17 protein-coding genes and 2 pseudogenes are annotated in these 15,180 nt (G+C 63.0%); 9 read left to right on the plus strand and 10 right to left on the minus strand.

Features of this window, described 5'->3' with window-relative positions:
• On the plus strand, positions 1–828 hold the full coding sequence (locus tag AC1DZY_RS22950; protein WP_476822476.1) for a transglutaminase-like domain-containing protein: 828 nt from the start codon (positions 1–3) through the stop codon (positions 826–828).
• A 927-nt stretch (positions 829–1,755) separates the two neighbouring features.
• On the opposite strand, the gene AC1DZY_RS22955 is transcribed toward AC1DZY_RS22950, so the two are convergent.
• Both AC1DZY_RS22955 and AC1DZY_RS22960 read right to left on the minus strand, forming a co-directional pair.
• On the minus strand, positions 1,756–2,160 hold the full coding sequence (locus tag AC1DZY_RS22955) for a BLUF domain-containing protein (RefSeq protein WP_476822477.1): 405 nt from the start codon (positions 2,158–2,160) through the stop codon (positions 1,756–1,758).
• Positions 2,161–2,305: 145 nt separating this feature from the next.
• Positions 2,306–2,473, minus strand: coding sequence for a Flp family type IVb pilin (locus AC1DZY_RS22960; RefSeq protein WP_476822478.1), 168 nt, complete (start codon positions 2,471–2,473; stop codon positions 2,306–2,308).
• Between the two features lie 428 nt (positions 2,474–2,901).
• Between AC1DZY_RS22960 and AC1DZY_RS22965 the strand changes: the two genes are divergently transcribed.
• From AC1DZY_RS22965 to AC1DZY_RS22985, 5 genes and pseudogenes are all read left to right on the plus strand, one after another.
• Positions 2,902–3,093: a hypothetical protein gene (locus AC1DZY_RS22965; protein WP_476822479.1), complete on the plus strand. Its 192-nt coding sequence runs from the start codon at positions 2,902–2,904 to the stop codon at positions 3,091–3,093.
• A 99-nt stretch (positions 3,094–3,192) separates the two neighbouring features.
• Complete coding sequence (locus tag AC1DZY_RS22970; protein ID WP_476822480.1) at positions 3,193–3,585, plus strand: response regulator; 393 nt, start codon at positions 3,193–3,195, stop codon at positions 3,583–3,585.
• Between the two features lie 98 nt (positions 3,586–3,683).
• Positions 3,684–3,863, plus strand: a complete 180-nt coding sequence (locus tag AC1DZY_RS22975; protein WP_476822481.1) for a hypothetical protein — start codon at positions 3,684–3,686, stop codon at positions 3,861–3,863.
• Positions 3,864–4,198: 335 nt separating this feature from the next.
• Positions 4,199–4,764: pseudogene (locus AC1DZY_RS22980) on the plus strand (substrate binding domain-containing protein).
• A gap of 272 nt (positions 4,765–5,036) precedes the next feature.
• The gene (locus tag AC1DZY_RS22985; RefSeq protein ID WP_476822482.1) at positions 5,037–5,426 is read left to right on the plus strand and encodes a hypothetical protein; all 390 of its coding nucleotides are present in this window, start codon (positions 5,037–5,039) and stop codon (positions 5,424–5,426) included.
• A gap of 132 nt (positions 5,427–5,558) precedes the next feature.
• On the opposite strand, the gene AC1DZY_RS22990 is transcribed toward AC1DZY_RS22985, so the two are convergent.
• Together AC1DZY_RS22990 and AC1DZY_RS22995 are read right to left on the minus strand one after the other, a co-directional pair.
• Positions 5,559–6,731: an MFS transporter gene (locus AC1DZY_RS22990; RefSeq protein WP_476822483.1), complete on the minus strand. Its 1,173-nt coding sequence runs from the start codon at positions 6,729–6,731 to the stop codon at positions 5,559–5,561.
• Between the two features lie 9 nt (positions 6,732–6,740).
• Complete coding sequence (locus tag AC1DZY_RS22995) at positions 6,741–7,775, minus strand: aldo/keto reductase (protein ID WP_476822484.1); 1,035 nt, start codon at positions 7,773–7,775, stop codon at positions 6,741–6,743.
• Positions 7,776–7,862: 87 nt separating this feature from the next.
• Between AC1DZY_RS22995 and AC1DZY_RS23000 the strand changes: the two genes are divergently transcribed.
• Complete coding sequence (locus AC1DZY_RS23000; RefSeq protein WP_476822485.1) at positions 7,863–8,792, plus strand: LysR substrate-binding domain-containing protein; 930 nt, start codon at positions 7,863–7,865, stop codon at positions 8,790–8,792.
• A gap of 80 nt (positions 8,793–8,872) precedes the next feature.
• On the opposite strand, the gene AC1DZY_RS23005 is transcribed toward AC1DZY_RS23000, so the two are convergent.
• A complete protein-coding gene (locus AC1DZY_RS23005) occupies positions 8,873–9,331 on the minus strand; it encodes a hypothetical protein (protein WP_476822486.1) in 459 nt (152 codons plus the stop codon).
• 124 nt (positions 9,332–9,455) lie between these two features.
• Here AC1DZY_RS23005 and AC1DZY_RS23010 point away from each other — a divergent pair, with 124 nt between their 5' ends.
• Positions 9,456–9,869, plus strand: coding sequence for a hypothetical protein (locus tag AC1DZY_RS23010; protein ID WP_476822487.1), 414 nt, complete (start codon positions 9,456–9,458; stop codon positions 9,867–9,869).
• Here AC1DZY_RS23010 and AC1DZY_RS23015 read toward each other — a convergent pair.
• From AC1DZY_RS23015 to AC1DZY_RS23030, 4 genes and pseudogenes are all read right to left on the minus strand, one after another.
• Complete coding sequence (locus AC1DZY_RS23015; protein ID WP_476822488.1) at positions 9,858–10,193, minus strand: hypothetical protein; 336 nt, start codon at positions 10,191–10,193, stop codon at positions 9,858–9,860. The two genes, AC1DZY_RS23010 and AC1DZY_RS23015, sit on opposite strands and share 12 nt — an antisense overlap.
• 320 nt (positions 10,194–10,513) lie before the next feature.
• On the minus strand, positions 10,514–10,723 hold the full coding sequence (locus AC1DZY_RS23020; protein ID WP_476822489.1) for a hypothetical protein: 210 nt from the start codon (positions 10,721–10,723) through the stop codon (positions 10,514–10,516).
• A gap of 12 nt (positions 10,724–10,735) precedes the next feature.
• On the minus strand, positions 10,736–10,990 hold the full coding sequence (locus AC1DZY_RS23025) for a hypothetical protein (RefSeq protein WP_476822490.1): 255 nt from the start codon (positions 10,988–10,990) through the stop codon (positions 10,736–10,738).
• Between the two features lie 271 nt (positions 10,991–11,261).
• Positions 11,262–12,489, minus strand: a pseudogene (locus AC1DZY_RS23030) (IS3 family transposase).
• A 401-nt stretch (positions 12,490–12,890) separates the two neighbouring features.
• Here AC1DZY_RS23030 and AC1DZY_RS23035 point away from each other — a divergent pair.
• Positions 12,891–14,699 carry a sensor domain-containing diguanylate cyclase gene (locus tag AC1DZY_RS23035; protein ID WP_476822491.1) on the plus strand — a complete coding sequence of 603 codons (1,809 nt, stop codon included), beginning with the start codon at positions 12,891–12,893 and terminating at the stop codon, positions 14,697–14,699.
• 248 nt (positions 14,700–14,947) lie between these two features.
• On the opposite strand, the gene AC1DZY_RS23040 is transcribed toward AC1DZY_RS23035, so the two are convergent.
• The coding region (locus tag AC1DZY_RS23040; RefSeq protein WP_476822492.1) for a transposase at positions 14,948–15,180 on the minus strand (233 nt) is incomplete at its 5' end.

The raw sequence follows: 15,180 nt of genomic DNA on the forward strand, positions 1-15,180 counted from the left end.
ATGGAAATTCGCGTCGGCTATCGGATCGAGATTGTCACTCATCAGCCGACGCCGGCGTTACTCCTTCTCGACCCTCACCCAAGTCGCGATGGCGACCGAGTGACGACCCCAGCGACAGCCGTAAGGTCGCTCAACGACGGCAGCGAAGTATCGACCGCTGAATACACGGACGGTTTCGGCAACCGCTGCCGACGGCTTGTCGTCCCATCAGGCGGCGTCGAGTTCACCAACGACATGATTATCCGGGATTCGGGCGAGCCAGACCATTTCGATCATAACGCCCGCGAGATATTCCCCGGCGACCTGCCGTCGGAGGTCTTCGAGTACATGCTGTCGAGCCGCTACTGCGAGGTCGACGAAATCGCTGCGACGGCGTGGGGGCTTTTCGGCAACTACGCGCCGGGCTGGAACCGCGTCCAGCAGATATGCAACTACGTGCACGCCCAACTGCGATTCGATTACCAGTCGGCGCGAAGCACCCGAACCGCTGCGCAGGCACTGGCCGAAGGCGTCGGCGTTTGCCGGGACTTCACTCACCTCGCCGTCGCGTTGTGCCGCTGCATGAACATCCCCGCGCGATACTGCAACGGCTTTCTCGGCGACATTGGCGTCCCTCGCGACCCGGCGCCTATGGATTACAACGCCTGGTTTGAGGCCTACCTCGACGGAAAATGGTACGCTTTTGACGCCCGGCATAACGTGCCGCGAATCGGTCGAATCCTGGTCGCCAGGGGCAGGGATGCCGCCGACATCCCGATGATCCACACTTTCGGCCCGCACATTCTCCGGCGCTTCGAGGTGATTACCGACGAGGTGATCGCCGCCTGACAGGCAGCGCGGAGAGTCATGGGTCTGAGGTCGTCCGCGCTCCTTGAACATTTAAGCCTGCAGCTCGTTATCCGCACCAAAGCCAAAAGAGAGCCGATTGGATGACAGAGAACCGATCCTTCGCGTTCGAAGCGCTGGTGAGAGTCGATGCCGAACTCACCGCCGACGAGCGTCGGATGATCGACGTATATGCCAAGGCGATGGGGCATTCCTGCCGGTCCGAGGCCATCCGCGCCTTAATCCGGCGAGCCTTGGCAGCAGAGCCTACTCGGCGTCGGCGTCTCCATAGCTAGTAGGCGTGGCCCACATGCCAGGTTCCCAAGCGCCCGCCCTCGCCACAACCAGATGGGCCTTGTTCGTCACTGTCCCCACGCGAAAGAGTAGGTCGCACCAAGCCCGAACGTCAGGGTCGCGTGGTCCATAAGAGCGACCATTGGTAATCCAGCGCCGCGCCCGCGCCGACTGGCTTCAGCCCGCCCTTGGCTCTGTACGGCGTTACGATGCCGGCGCTAAAACAGCGGCGACCTTATGGGAAACCGTATCGCGGGAACGCCGGAGACCTGGGAAATGGCAGGCAGCCCCACCTGATAATACAGGGCAAAACCGGCAGACCCGCCCCGAATAAAACCGGGAAGAAACCGGGGAGGCTCCGCCGAAAATGCGGCACCTCTACGGGGCCAAGCTTCTTGCTGTCAGGAACATCCCCTTGGCCTCGCCGTTGAAAGCCACCGGCTGCGACGCGCAGGAATAGTGTAGAAGAGCTAATCTCTCAGGGACGATGCGACGATGCCTCCCAAAAAAACGTATGGCCGAGATCTATTCGGCTATTCGGCGGCGCTTACCCCTCCGTATGTTGCCCCGCAGATTGCCCAGATTGCTGTCACCGCCGTACAGCTCTTCTCGACGCATCTGGCCACACGCGGTTTTTCAGGTGGATCCAGCTTCGGCCAACAATCGCCTGAAAACAGCCAGCAGCTCTGCCCGACTCGCCCTGAGGATCGCACCGGCCGCGACCTCCGCCTGGGTCCACATCCATGAGTGAGCAGGATCGTCGCGCATCGCCCATTCTGGGAACAGCCGGGTGTCAACAGGTTCCGCAAAACGCAAGGTGACCTCGCCATGGCGGTCGTCATTTGCGATCCGGGCATATGCGGCCCTGACGGCGCTATCTGGCCCCTCAATCAATTGCAAATAAGCATCTGCGCGGCAGATCAGGGCACCTGTTACGTCGTCTCTAAGATTGTTACGGCGCGCGTCTGCTAGAATACCGTTGAGTAGAGCTTCATCGAAACCGAAAGGCTGTGACACGTAGATTATTTGAAGCAGACCCATTTCCGACCCCTCTCGTCGATCGTGGATAGACGCCGGAGCCGCTGAGAAGTCGAGTTAGCAGGGCGCTGTCCAAGGAGATACAGGCGGGGATCAAGAAGGCAAGGGGACGATATGGGAGGCGGCGGCAAGGCGTCCGTAGCCGGGACTATTTCAGCTTTGCCGCGACGGCTGTGAAGGTCGAGGTCAGTTTTGTGCCGACCGAAGTCATCGCCGTGATGGCGGCGACAGCGACGAGCGCAGCGATCAAGCCGTATTCGATGGCGGTCGCGCCGGATTCGTTTTCAGCGAAGCGTCGAAAATTCGAGCGGGACATGATGATTTCCTGTGATATCCAGGAAGTCTGAGGGGCGACGATTACGTTTGTCTGAATCACTTGTCAGAAAGTCGGTGCGGCCGGCCGCTCGCGCAGGGTGCGAGGATAGGACGGGCTAAGGGCCGTGGCAGTCTAGCTCGATCGGCGACTAATCCTGATTGCCGCCGGAACCCGTGGGCTGACTCGCAGTTTGGGACAGGCGTCTTCGGACGGTCGGCAGCACGCTATATCATCCCCCCGACGTGGTGCGCTGCCGGCACTACCGCCGATCGAGATGCGAGCCGTGGATGTATCGGCAGCTCTTGATCAGGCGGTAGCTCAATTCGCGGTAACCACCGCTGCGGCCCGCCGGAAAAGCAATGCGGCTGCGGCAGGAACCAATCGATGGAAGCTGCGTATCTAGTCCGGTTCAATCTGGATGGACGCCGATGCTCAACACCGAAAACGTTGCAACAAAGGCAGAGCGGGCGGTATCGAACGGTGCCGACGAGACTGTTGACGAGACGATCGAATTGGTCACCATTTTCCGTAAGCTTCCGCCTCGATCGCGGACAAAAATCCTGCGGCTCGCTAACATGCTGACGATTGAGGCCGAGATTACGGAAAGCGCCAAGCGGTAGCTGGTGCGCAGTTCAAAGTTGCGGTTGCAGTTACCGCAGTTTTGACTCATATCGTCTCCCACCGATGTCGCCAGGACATCCGTAACCTTGAGACGTGACGTGCCGAGCAGCAGCCTTCCGAGCGTCCATATTCTTGTTGCCGACGATGATCGCGACAGTCGCGAAATACTCTCCAGGCGTCTGATCCGGCGCGGTTACGCTGTGACATCTGCTGCCGATGGTCAGGGGGCGCTCGACGCTATTACTTTAGAAAACTTCGACATCGTCATGCTCGACCACCTCATGCCTGATCTAACCGGGCTTGAAGTTCTGACGACGATCCGGCAGTCGAAGACATCGGTCGAACTGCCGGTTATCATGGTCACGGGCAAGACTTTCAGAGAAGACATTGCCGAGGCGACAGCTTTGGGTGCGGACGAGTATGTCACGAAACCCGTCGACTTCGCTCTCGCCATTGCCGCCATCGAGCGTCAGGTCGCTCGCAAGCGCTGAGCGACCGACTCTACGCATCGAATGTGCGGTCCAGTTTGTCGCTATCACTGCAAGGGATAGCGAATCCGGGACATGCCCCAGCAGCGCAGGAGCGGATTTTGACCGAGCGATTTGAACGGCACCGGCAACCGTGGACATCTGAGGAACTTGCGAAGCTAAAATTGCTGGCCAGCAAAGGCATGGCGTTGAAAGCCATTTCGAAAGCGATGACGCGCAGTGAGGAATCCATAAAGGACCGCGCCAAACTCGCCGGCATCGGCATTGCCAAACTCCGCTAGTTCGCGCTCACAGTCGGTCTCGGGACGCCGAAAGCCGCTCGGCAGTCGTCAATGCAACGCCCTCTCGACTTGTTCACGGGCCAGCCGCTCGGCCTCGTCGCGGCTCAGGCCTTCGTCGTATTCGAGGATGCCGGCTGGAAGCCGGACTGGGCGCAACGCTCTTGCGCAGAACCAAACGCGCCGTGATCCTGACCGCGGCAGGCGCGGAATTCCCCGCCCGAACCGAGCCGATCCTGGCCGCCCTGGAAGATGCCGAAAATAGCGTCCGCGAAACGGGCGAACTCACGGGCCTTCTCCGCGTCGGAATGACGACGACGATGGGGCTGCGGGTGGTGATGCCGCGCTTGGCGCCTTTCACTGAGCGGCATCCGGGATTGCAGGTCGAGCTTCTTCTAGATGACCGCTGGCAGGACATGATGCGCGAAGCCGTCGATGTCGGGCTGCGCGTCGGCACACTTCCCGATGCCGCCGGCACGTCGAAGCTCATCTCGACGAGGCAGCGTGTCGTCGTTGCCGCCCCTTCCTATCTCGCACGGGCCGGAACGCCATGACACCGTCAGACCTCCTGGGCCACAGGATCGTCGGCGGGCCAGCTTCGACCCAGGCCATGTCCTGGCAATTCGACCGCGCAGGCGAGAAGGTCGCAATCACGCTCCGCGCCCACATCTCCGACAACACCAATGCTGGCGCTGTTGCATGCGCGGTCGGCGGCCTCGGCATCACCTCGACAACGGCCTGGGCCTGCGATCAGGAGTTGAAGGACGGCTCGCTCGTGCGACTGCTGGCGGATTGGAAAACCGCCGATCTTCCGGTCAACGCCTATTTCCCGATGGGCTGCTCGACGCGACTCGCCGCCCGGGCATTTGTCGATTTCCTCGCCTTGGAACTGCGTTCCCAGTAGCAGTGCCGCGAGATCGCGGCGGGCCCATTTTGGAGCGATGGTGTCATCGAACGCAGGGCTGTAACACGCCTGTTATCAGCCTGCATTGAACCGCGACGTCGAAGGCGGTATCGGCGAGAGAACCGGCGCATGCCGCAAGTCTTCCAATCCTCCCTCGGCCAATTTCTCGCTGCGGGGCGGTCCGTGGATGCTATTGGTGATTTCCCGCGCCAGCGGCTCGATGCCGCGTACGGCAAAGCCGGTCCGTCAAACTCACTCAAAGGAGCTTAATCATGACACGCGTCTTGTTTGTCGGACAGAAGCCGGAAACCGTCGACTTTTCCGATCCCTCCCTGCCACCTGGGTTCGATGCCGAAAAGATCCAAGCAGGCATTGATATCGCGGGGGCGACGATGACTGAGCGCGGCTGGGACGGCGACATTTGCATGATCGCTCCCGATGACAGCGGCACAGCAGCACTGGTCGCGCAGTTGGCGAAGGTGGACTATGATTGCGTCGTCATCGGTGGCGGCCTGCGCCTGCCGCCCAAGGGGTTGCCATTCTTCGAAAGGGTTGTGAACGCGATCCACCAAGGCGCACCGAAGGCGGCGATCGCCTTCAACACCCGTCCCCAAGATACGGCGGAGGCTGCGGCACGGTGGATCGGCGAACGCTCTCGGTGATGTCCTGCGCCCGTTTCGTCACGGCGTGCCGGCACAACTTCGTTGATAACACCCGGCCGCATAAGAACGGGCGCAATCGTTTTGCAGAATCCGGCAGCCCTGAGACTCTCGAACTCTCGCTGCCCAAGACACCTACGGATCGATGTCCGGGCACAGCCGGGCGCGATCAGGTCTCGTGGTGAACCAGACCGCCAGGAGGCCGATCGTCGAGCTCGCGGCTCCAGCTAGCGCCACCATCGGATATCCCCAACCGGCGGCGATGACGCTGCCGCCGAGCGCGGCGCCGAAAGCGTTGCCGAGGTTAAACGCGCCGATATTGACGGCCGAGGCCAGGTTGGGTGCTTCCGACGCCGCCGACATCACCCGCACCTGCAGCGGCGGGACCAGCGCAAAACTCGCAATGCCCCACAGGAAGATCAGCACGGCGCTCGCGGCTGCGTGGCCCATCAGCATCGCGAAGGCGACCAGAACAGCCGTTAGCGACGCGAGCGTTACGATCAGCGTCCGGTCGACTGAGCGGTCGGCGAAGCGGCCGCCCAGCCAGTTTCCGATGGTGAGGCCCACGCCATAGGTGAACAGCATCGCCGTGATGAAGGCGGACGACGCCTGCGTCGCCTCCCGCAGGATCGGCGCGATATAGGTGAAGACTGTGAACATCGAGCTGGAGCCGATGACCGTGAGCGCCAGCGCCCCCAGCACCTCGCCCCGCGCCAGCGCCTGCAGTTCCGCTATCACCTTGGCGCCCTCCGGAGCAGGCAGCGACGGCAGGGTCAGCCGCAAGGCCGCCATGGTCACCACGCCGAGCGCCGCGATGCCCCAGAAGGAGGCACGCCAGCCGAGATGCTCGCCTGCCCAGGCGGCTAGCGGCACCCCTACGACATTGGCGATGGTCAGACCCATGAACATGGCTGCGACCGCGCCCGCCTGCCGCTGTGGCGGGACGAGGCTTGCCGCGACGATGGAGCCGACGCCAAAGAAAGCACCGTGATTGAGCGAGGTGAGCAGGCGCGCCGCCAACAACATGCCGTAGCTGTCAGACATGGCCGCGAGCAGGTTGCCGGCGGTGAAGATGCCGGCGAGCGAGATCAGGAGCTTTCGTCGTGGCACGCGGCCCGTCGTCAGGGTCATCAGCGGGGCACCGAGCATCACGCCGAGTGCATAGGCGCTGATCAGCAGCCCCGCGCTGGGAATCGAAACGCCGAGATCGGCGGCGATGACGGGCAGCAGACCCATCGGTGCGAACTCGGTGACGCCGATGCCGAAGGCGCCGACCGAGAGCGCGATCAATCCGGGATTGAGTGTCATGGCGGGACCTCAGACGGCGCGCGGCGCCAGGCGGGCGAAGCCCTCCTGCTGGCGGTAGGGGGTGTGGGGGTAGGGCGGCAGCACCTCGCTCGCCGCATCGAGCGCGGCGACCTGCTCGCTCGTCAGCGACCAACCGACGGCGCCGAGATTCTGGCGCAGCTGCTCCTCGTCGCGCGCGCCGATGATCACCGAGGCGACGGTCGGGCGCCGCAGAAGCCAGTTCAGCGCGATCTGCGGGACGGTGCGGCCGGTTTCGGCCGCGACGGCCTCGATCGCGTCGATGACGCGGTAGAGATGCTCGCCGTCGACGGGCGGCGCGAATGCTTCCGTCTCGTGCAGGCGGCTGCCCTGGGGGATGGGGCGGTTGCGGCCGATCTTCCCGGTCAGGCGTCCCCAGCCCAGCGGGCTCCAGACGAGTGCGCCGATGCCCTGGTCGAGGCCGAGCGGCATCAGCTCGTCCTCATAGGCGCGTCCGATCAGCGAGTAATAGACCTGATGCGCAACGAGGCGCGCCCAGCCATGGCGATCGGCCACCGCCTGCGCCTTCATCAGCTGCCAGCCGGGATAGTTGGAGACGCCGGCATAGCGCAGCTTGCCCTGTGCGATCAGCCGGTCGAGCGTCGCCATGAGCTCCTCGACCGGGGTCGAGGCGTCGAAGGCGTGGAGCTGGAGCAGGTCGATATGGTCGGTGCCGAGGCGCTTCAGCGAAGCCTCTACCGCACGGATCAGCCGCGCCCGCGATGCGCCCCAGTCCTGCGGGCCGTCGCCCATAGGCAGACCGGTCTTGGTCGAGATCAGCACGTCGCCGCGCCGGCCGCGCAGGGCCTCGCCGAGAATCTCCTCGGCGGCGCCGCCGGAATAGACGTCTGCGGTGTCGAACAAAGTCACGCCGGCCTCGAGGCAGATGTCGATCAGGCGACGCGCCTCGCGCGCGTCGCTCTGTCCCCAGGCGCTGAACAGCGGACCCTTGCCGCCGAAGGTGCCGGTGCCGAAGCTCAGGGCCGGAACGCGCAGGCCCGATGATCCCAGTTGACGATAGTCCATGGTTTGCTCTTCCGTTGATATTCTGGCGCATAGATACAGGCGGGGCATTCGCCGGATTACCCGGCTCGCCCGGCGAGGATATTTGCGATGGACGCAAAGATGCTGTTGGGGGCCGACCGGGCGCATTCGCTGGCGATGTTCGCTGCGGTGGTCGAACAGGGCAGCTTTTCGGCGGCAGCGCGCCTCCTGGGCCTGAGCCCCTCGGCGGTCAGCCGCACGATCGATCGGATCGAGGCCCGGCTCGGCGTGCGGCTGCTGCTGCGCTCGACGCGTGCGCTCTCGATCACGGCCGAGGGGCAGGCCTATCTGCAGGCGGCACGGCGCATCCTCGCCGATCTCGACGATGCCGAGCAGCAGATCGCCGATCAGGGCGCGCCGCGCGGGCGCCTGCGGATCAGCGCCGCGTTGTCGCATGGGCGGCTCTGCGTCGTGCCGCTGCTCGGCGAGTTCGCGGCGCTCTATCCGCATATCCTGATCGACATCGCGTTGAGCGACACCCTGATCGACGTCGCCGCCGGGCAGGCCGATGTCGCGGTGCGTTTCGGGCCGCTCGCCGACAGCACGCTGACGGCGCGCAAGCTCGGCGAGACGCGGCGGGTCATCGTCGCTTCGCCCGATTATCTCGCCCGTGCCGGGACGCCGCAGGTGCCGGAGGACCTGCACGGCCACAACTGCCTGAACTTCAACTTCCGCCGTGTCGAGCCGGTCTGGCCCTTCCTGCGCGATGGCCGCGAGTTCGCAATGACCGTGAAGGGCAGTATCGAAGCCAATAATGGCGAGACGCTCGGCCAGCTCGCGGCCATCGGCGTCGGCATCGCCCGCGTTGGCGCCTTCAGCGTCATGCAGGAAATCGCCGAAGGAAGGCTCGTGTCCATCCTGGAGGAGTTCAATCCCGGCGATGTCGAGATCATCCACGCCGTCTTTGTCGGTGGCGCCACGACTCCCGCCCGCATTCGCGTCTTCGTCGATTTCCTTGCGGCCCGACTATCGCGATCCATGCCTGAGCTGGCGACATAGCCTAACGTACATTTCTGCCGCTCTGCCATCCTTCGTCGCTGGCCGCTGATAAAGGCCAAAGTGGGTAGGTAGAAGAGAGTTTACCGCAGCGGATGAATGTCTGCTCCAGGGCACTGAGCCAAGTTCAGCGCTTGGCGCATCGCGGCGATCAAGAGCGCGATCACCACGCTCGGCGACCTCGCCAGCCTCACCGAGGAGAAGCCAGTGTTTCTGCGAACAGCCGGCCATGAGGGCGCGTCTACATCGACCTCGGCGTCGACTGCGGTCGTGCGGTGGAGGTCGATGCCGAAGGCTGGCGCATCGCTCATTTCCCGCCGGTGCATTTCGTTCGCAGCGACCTGACGTTCCCCTTTCCCGCGCCCGTTCGTGGGGGATCGATCTCCGATCTGCGCGAGTTCGTGGACTTGCCGGATGATGGTAGTTTTCAGCTGCTGGTAGCCTATTGCGTAGCTGCTCTTTTGCCGACCGGGCCCTATCCTGTTCTGGCCGTCGGTGGCGAGATGGGCTCTGCCAAGACGACGATCGTCCAGATCTGCCACGATCTCATTGACCCCAGCCGATTGACCCTCCGAGCATTGCCGCGATCGGAACGCGATCTCTATATCGCCACCGCAAATGCCCACCTTTTGAACTTCGAAAATGTTTCATCTGTGAAGCGACTGGTTGAGCGACGTGATTTGCAAGCTCTCGACCGGGGGTGGCATGGCAACCCGCGCCCTGTTCACCGACGACAGCGAGGTCTACTTCCAGGCGATCAAGCCAGTGATCTTGAACGGTATCGAAGATGTCGTGACGCGTTCCGATCTGGCAGACCGGTCGATCGTGCTGAACCTGCCGACCATCGCACTCGAGGACCGCATCGATCACGACATCTTCTGGGCGCGGTTCAAGGATCGGCGTCCGATGATCCTCGGCGCGTTGCTGGATCTGATGTCGACGGCGTTGGCGCGTCTGCCCACGCTCAAGACCGACCGCCTGCCGCGGATGGCTGGTTGTCGCGGTCGTCATTCGCCAGCTCTCTTGCACGATAGCAGCGCAATGAGTTTCGGACCAAACGGTCACCGATCAGAAGCCTAGGCTCCGCGCTCGCTGGCTCGGGTGCGCGACCCGCAGGGCTGCGGCAAGTTCATCGATCGAAGCAAGAGCGTTGCGCCTCGCGGCCTCTGCATCCGCCACCACGCCGTTCCGATAAAGCTCCTGCGCGAATGCGATGACGTTGCGCACCATCTGAAACGACGCCTCTTCGAATGCCGGGGTCGAATCGACGAAGCGCGCGATGTCAGCGAGATTTGTCTCCGCGTCTTCACGCAGCGCCTTTGCGTTCAAGACGCCGGCCCTGAGCACGCTAAGTCTCAGCGTCTCGACGCCGGCAGCGAACGGTTCGCGCAAGTCATCGGCCATCGATGCCCCCGAGGTGGCGATCCATCGATCGCGCGCCGAGAGGATAGCATCATGACGAACATCAGCAGGGAATTCGCCTGCGGTGGTTACGAGTCAATGTCGTCGAACTGTGGCAATCGATCAGGTTCGTATCGCCTCGACAATCATTGCGGATGCCGCGTCGTCTCCTAACCGACTGCGCGCCGGCTGGATCGCGGCATGGCGCACGCGAAGATGCAAATGCCGGCGACGATAGTCGTGCGCTCTTGCTACGCACAGACGCATTGGCGAGAGCCGTCGTCAAGAAGTTCGCATGGCGGAGATGCCGCGATGGAACGACATCACGCAAAAGCGAGCCTGCGCTTTGCGGGTGGCAAGACGTCGTTGTCCGCCCGCCGCATACCGGTCGGCTCTGGCGCCGCAATCGGTGTCGCAGTGGCCACGTCGCAGGCGCTTGCGATGCGGCGCGCGGCGATGCGCGATACAGCAGCCGAGAACTCATCGCTCTGCACGCTGACGCGATTGCCGAATGCTTCGAAAAACTCTGTCATGACTGTGTCTCCTCAATCCGCTGTGCGCAGCCCTCGCGCGGATGCGATCAGCGCTTCGAGATCAGGGCCGCTGAATGTGATTTCACCTTCCGGGTCATGAACATGGACGTCCGGCAGGGGCTCGCCCGTCGCAGCGTCTGCCACGAAGAGCACGCAGTCACGGAGCGAGGTGAACGTCTCAGCTGGAGTGTCGGTCGTCCAAAATTGCACTGTCGCCTCGCTGCCCTGATAGCGCTTGAGCACTTCGAGAGCTCGGTCGTTGTCCATGGTCGCCGCCCCCGCAATCGGACCTATGAGGTCCGTGCAAATCAAACTCCCATCGACGTCGACTGTTCCTGTTTCATTGCAGACGGGCGGCAGCGGCCTCGCATAGCTGGGCCGATCAAGGGCCTTCATAATGCGGCTTACTTCACGAGAGACGTCCGCTCGCCCAAGGCTTCCTCCAAAAAGAAGCCTTGAATCAATCCGAGAGTCTCAGGACAAGCTTTGTCCACGAGGTGGAGTTGACCCCGTTTCGCCGGACAGGCGGCGGTTGGGTTTACGCACTGAGCCTGATGAACTCGCGAGGCGAGCGGAACTTCAGGCCTGAGTGCGGGTGGACCTCGCAATAGTCCTCGATCCAGACGGGGAGGAAGGCGAGGATGGTGTCGGCGTCGGGCAAGATCGTCACCCGAGCGTAGTCGCGTTTCAGCGTTTTGACGAAGGCTTCGGACATACCGTTGGACTCCGGGCTGCGGACGGGCGTGAAGAGCAGCGTCAGGCGGAGGGCTCGTGCCGTGTCGGCGGTGTCCTTGGCGATGTAGGCGCTGCCGTTGTCGGACAGCCATTCGACTGCGTGCGGCGCCCTGGTCGTGCCAAAGCGGCGTTCGACGGCGGCCACCATGAGATCGCGGACCATCTCGCCGGAGATGCCGGCTTGCGCCACCGCCGACCAGGCGATGATCTCGCGGTCGCAGGCATCCAGCACGAAGAGGACGCGCACGACCTCGCGGTTGCGAGCATGGATCTCCAGATGGTCACAGCACCATCGCACATTCGAGCGAAGCGCGATGACGACGCCGTCATGCGTCCGACCGGGCCGTGCGCCGTATGGCGTTCCAGCGTCAGGCCGTGATGCTGCATGATCCGCAACACCCGCTTGGCATTGATGATCGACAGGCCTTTTGCGCGCCGCTCTCGGTTCAAGAGCGCCGTGACGCGTCGATAGCCATAGGTCGGCCGGACATCGACGACGGCCCGGATCGACGGAAGGAACTCGACATCCTGTGCCTTGCGATACGGCCCACGCGGCGTGGGCGTCCTGCCGCGTCGCTCGTTGAGGTGGGAACGAGCGACGTCCAGCGTCCGTGCCACCGCGCTCACCGTGAACCGTCCGTCGGATCGCTCCAGGACAGCAACGGCGATGTCCGTTTTTTTGGGCGGGCGACGTCGAGCGCCTCTTTGAGGATCTCGTTCTCCATCGTCTTGCGACCGAGCAACCGCTCCAGATCGCGAACGCGTTTCTCCAGATCGCGGACGTGCGAGGTGCCGACGACGTCCTCATCGGCCTGAATGGCGGCGTGACCACCTTCCATCATGCGCCGCTTCCAGGCAAAGAGCTGCGAGGGCGAGATGCCGGCCTGACGCGCCACGAATGACACGCTCATCCCGGGCTGCATCGCTTCTTCAACGAGACGGACTTTCTCGGCCGTCGACCAACGGCGTCGGCGTTGCACCGAGGTGATCACTTCGACCCGCGAGAACGGGCCATCAGGGGATTTCGACATAGTCGTACTCATAGGCGAATGCCTATGCCTTATCGGCTATGCCACCTGTCCGATCAAAAAGGGGTGCGCTCCACGAGGCCTGGTAGAACAGTGCCTCCGCAGCTGTCTTCGCTGATCATCACGCCGCCCTCCACAAGGACGGCTGAATCAGGACCTCAAGTTCCCAGCAACACCGACTTCTTGAACAAAATCGGTCGGAATCCGACGTCGCGGTCGCTCGAAGCCGCTCTTTGGCCATCGATCCGCAGCCAAGTTTGGTGAGCCAGGATTGAGCGCAAAGGATTGTCGTTGATGCGTTGTTGTCAGTGACCGGCAACCATGCCGACGAGATCGATAACCGCGTTAAGGCAAGATTTGATTTAAGCTAGGAGGCTGATCGACGAAGCATATCGGAGGTCACCATGTCCTGGAGCGCTGCGGTTCGCCAAATCGCCGACCGCCTGACGGTCAAGCAGCAAACCGCGATGATGACGGGTCTGCTCTGCATCGCCACGGTCGGGATCGTCACGACGGGCGCAGCGATGCTGGCCCGTCGGCAGGCGATAGGCGACGCCCATCTTGATCTCGCGGCCATGGCGCAGACCATGGCGAATCGCCTCGACCAGAGCATGTTCGAGCGCTATCGCGAGATCAAAAACATCACCAGCCTCGAGCCGCTGCACAGCGTCTGGACGGGCGACCCGGCCAAGGCGCGCGGCATCCTGGACCAGATGCAGTCGAGCCTCGAAGATTATGCCTGGCTTGGCCTCGCCGCGCCCGACGGCACAGTCAGAGCCGCCACACGGGGGATGCTAGAGGGTGTTTCGGTCGCCCAGCGCCCCTGGTTCGCCAATGGCCTAAAAGGCGCAACCGTCGAGGACGTACATGACGCCAAGTTGCTCGATGGCATGCTGCGTCGCGACCCCGACGCCGCGCCGTTCCGCTTCGTCGACGTCGCCATGCCCGTCCATGGCGCAAACGGGGCGCTGGCGGGCGTTCTCGGCGCACATCTGAGCTGGAATTGGGCGAGTGAGGTCCGCTCCCATCTGCTGCAAAAATACGATCCCGAGCTCAAATCCGACATTTGGATTCTGGGCCAGGATGGCAATATCCTGCTCGGCCCGCCGCTCGCTGGGCCTGTGCCAGCCGCCTGGCTTCAGCGGACGAAATCCTTCAAGTCCGCGACGTTCCAAGATACCGGCGGCGAAAGCCCAATGTTGACGACGCTTGTGGCGACGCAGGGAGAGGGCGAGTATCCTGGGCTGGGCTGGATCGTCGCCTCGCGGAGGCCGGTTGAGGTCGCGCTGGCGCCGGCCAACCGCCTAGCGCTCACGATTGGGCTGCTCGGCACTCTGATCGCGGCATTGGGAGCAGCATTGGCGTGGTTCCTCGCGGGAACCGTGACGAGCCCGCTGACGCGGCTGTGCCGCGCAATCGATTTGATCGGCCGCCATCCCGGCGCCGATAGTGTCCATCGCCAACATGGTTCGCGCGACCTACTGCAGTTGTCCGGGGCTGTTCGCTCTCTCCTGCGCCGCGTCGGCAGCGCAGAAAGGGGCGAGCAAGCGGCCAGGGAGGCTGCTGACGAGGTCGTACTGAAGGCAGAGGAACAGGCGCGCGCCTCTGACGAAAAAACCCGGCGCCTCGGCGCGGACATACATACGCTGCGGGCTCTGGCCGACACCGATCCACTAACGAACCTGTACAATCGCCGCGCGTTTCTGCCCTTTGCCGAAGACGCGATGAACTATTTCAAACGATACAAGCGCGATGTCGGGGTACTGATGTTCGACATCGACCATTTTAAGCGCGTTAATGACACCTTCGGCCATGCCGCCGGTGACGAGGTTATCCGCGCGGTTGGTAAGATCATCGCCGGACAGGTCCGCACTACGGACAAGGTCGCCCGCTTTGGCGGCGAGGAGTTTGTGGTGCTTCTGCGCGAGACTGACGATGCCGGGGCAATACTACTAGCGAACCGCATCCGCGAGGCGGTCGAGAATACCATTGTGACGCAAGGGCAGGCCCATCTCTCGATCACGATCAGCGTCGGCGCGGCTATGGCCCGCCCGCTCGATCGCGATATCGAGGATGTCATCGCCCGCGCCGATGCGGGGCTGTATCAGGCGAAATCCGCCGGGCGGAATCGGGTCGTCATGGGCCAGCACAATCTCGCGTTGACGGAGGCGGCTCAACGACTGGCCGGGTCAGGGGCGGTTGTCGAAGGCTAGTTGAGCAGCACTGGGGGTATGTGCTGAATCATCAGGCGACCAGCTAGATGTGGGTAGGAGGCGAAGCCCCGGCATAGAAAGGGTACTACTTGCTTACCAATGTCGCCGATGGGCGGCTTCGCATTAGCGAATTTCTTACTGAGCCCTACCACCTCGATCTGTAAAAGCCAGCTCGGCTCCATCGTTTCCAACACGAGGCAGTTGTGGCGCCTTTCGGCCTCAACGACGATAGCTAGAGCGTTTTCCGATCAGATTGCATCATACCCTGCGGCGGTGAAGTAATTCAGGCATTCGGCGTGATCGAAGAGATCGATGATGCGGCCGATGGCGCTCCAGAGACCGCCGACGGTTCGCTCGGCTGCCTTGCGCAAGAGAGCCTTGAGCTTTGAGAAGGCCATCTCGATCGGGTTGAAGTCAGGGCTGTAGGGCGGCAGATAACGCAGTTCGGCGCCTGCCGCCTCGATCATTTCGCGCACTCTGG

The organism is Allobosea sp. P2_A10 (assembly GCF_056405115.1).

Bases quoted from the DNA above. Each gene is read 5' to 3' on its own strand.
- AC1DZY_RS23025 (WP_476822490.1), bottom strand. From the start codon at position 10,990: ATGGACAACGACCGAGCTCTCGAAGTGCTCAAGCGCTATCAGGGCAGC.
- AC1DZY_RS23000 (WP_476822485.1), top strand. From the start codon at position 7,863: ATGGACGCAAAGATGCTGTTGGGGGCCGACCGGGCGCATTCGCTGGCG.
- AC1DZY_RS23020 (WP_476822489.1), bottom strand. From the start codon at position 10,723: ATGACAGAGTTTTTCGAAGCATTCGGCAATCGCGTCAGCGTGCAGAGC.
- AC1DZY_RS22965 (WP_476822479.1), top strand. From the start codon at position 2,902: ATGCTCAACACCGAAAACGTTGCAACAAAGGCAGAGCGGGCGGTATCG.
- AC1DZY_RS22995 (WP_476822484.1), bottom strand. From the start codon at position 7,775: ATGGACTATCGTCAACTGGGATCATCGGGCCTGCGCGTTCCGGCCCTG.
- AC1DZY_RS23015 (WP_476822488.1), bottom strand. From the start codon at position 10,193: ATGGCCGATGACTTGCGCGAACCGTTCGCTGCCGGCGTCGAGACGCTG.
- AC1DZY_RS22985 (WP_476822482.1), top strand. From the start codon at position 5,037: ATGACACGCGTCTTGTTTGTCGGACAGAAGCCGGAAACCGTCGACTTT.
- AC1DZY_RS22960 (WP_476822478.1), bottom strand. From the start codon at position 2,473: ATGTCCCGCTCGAATTTTCGACGCTTCGCTGAAAACGAATCCGGCGCG.
- AC1DZY_RS22990 (WP_476822483.1), bottom strand. From the start codon at position 6,731: ATGACACTCAATCCCGGATTGATCGCGCTCTCGGTCGGCGCCTTCGGC.
- AC1DZY_RS22950 (WP_476822476.1), top strand. From the start codon at position 1: ATGGAAATTCGCGTCGGCTATCGGATCGAGATTGTCACTCATCAGCCG.
- AC1DZY_RS23035 (WP_476822491.1), top strand. From the start codon at position 12,891: ATGTCCTGGAGCGCTGCGGTTCGCCAAATCGCCGACCGCCTGACGGTC.
- AC1DZY_RS22955 (WP_476822477.1), bottom strand. From the start codon at position 2,160: ATGGGTCTGCTTCAAATAATCTACGTGTCACAGCCTTTCGGTTTCGAT.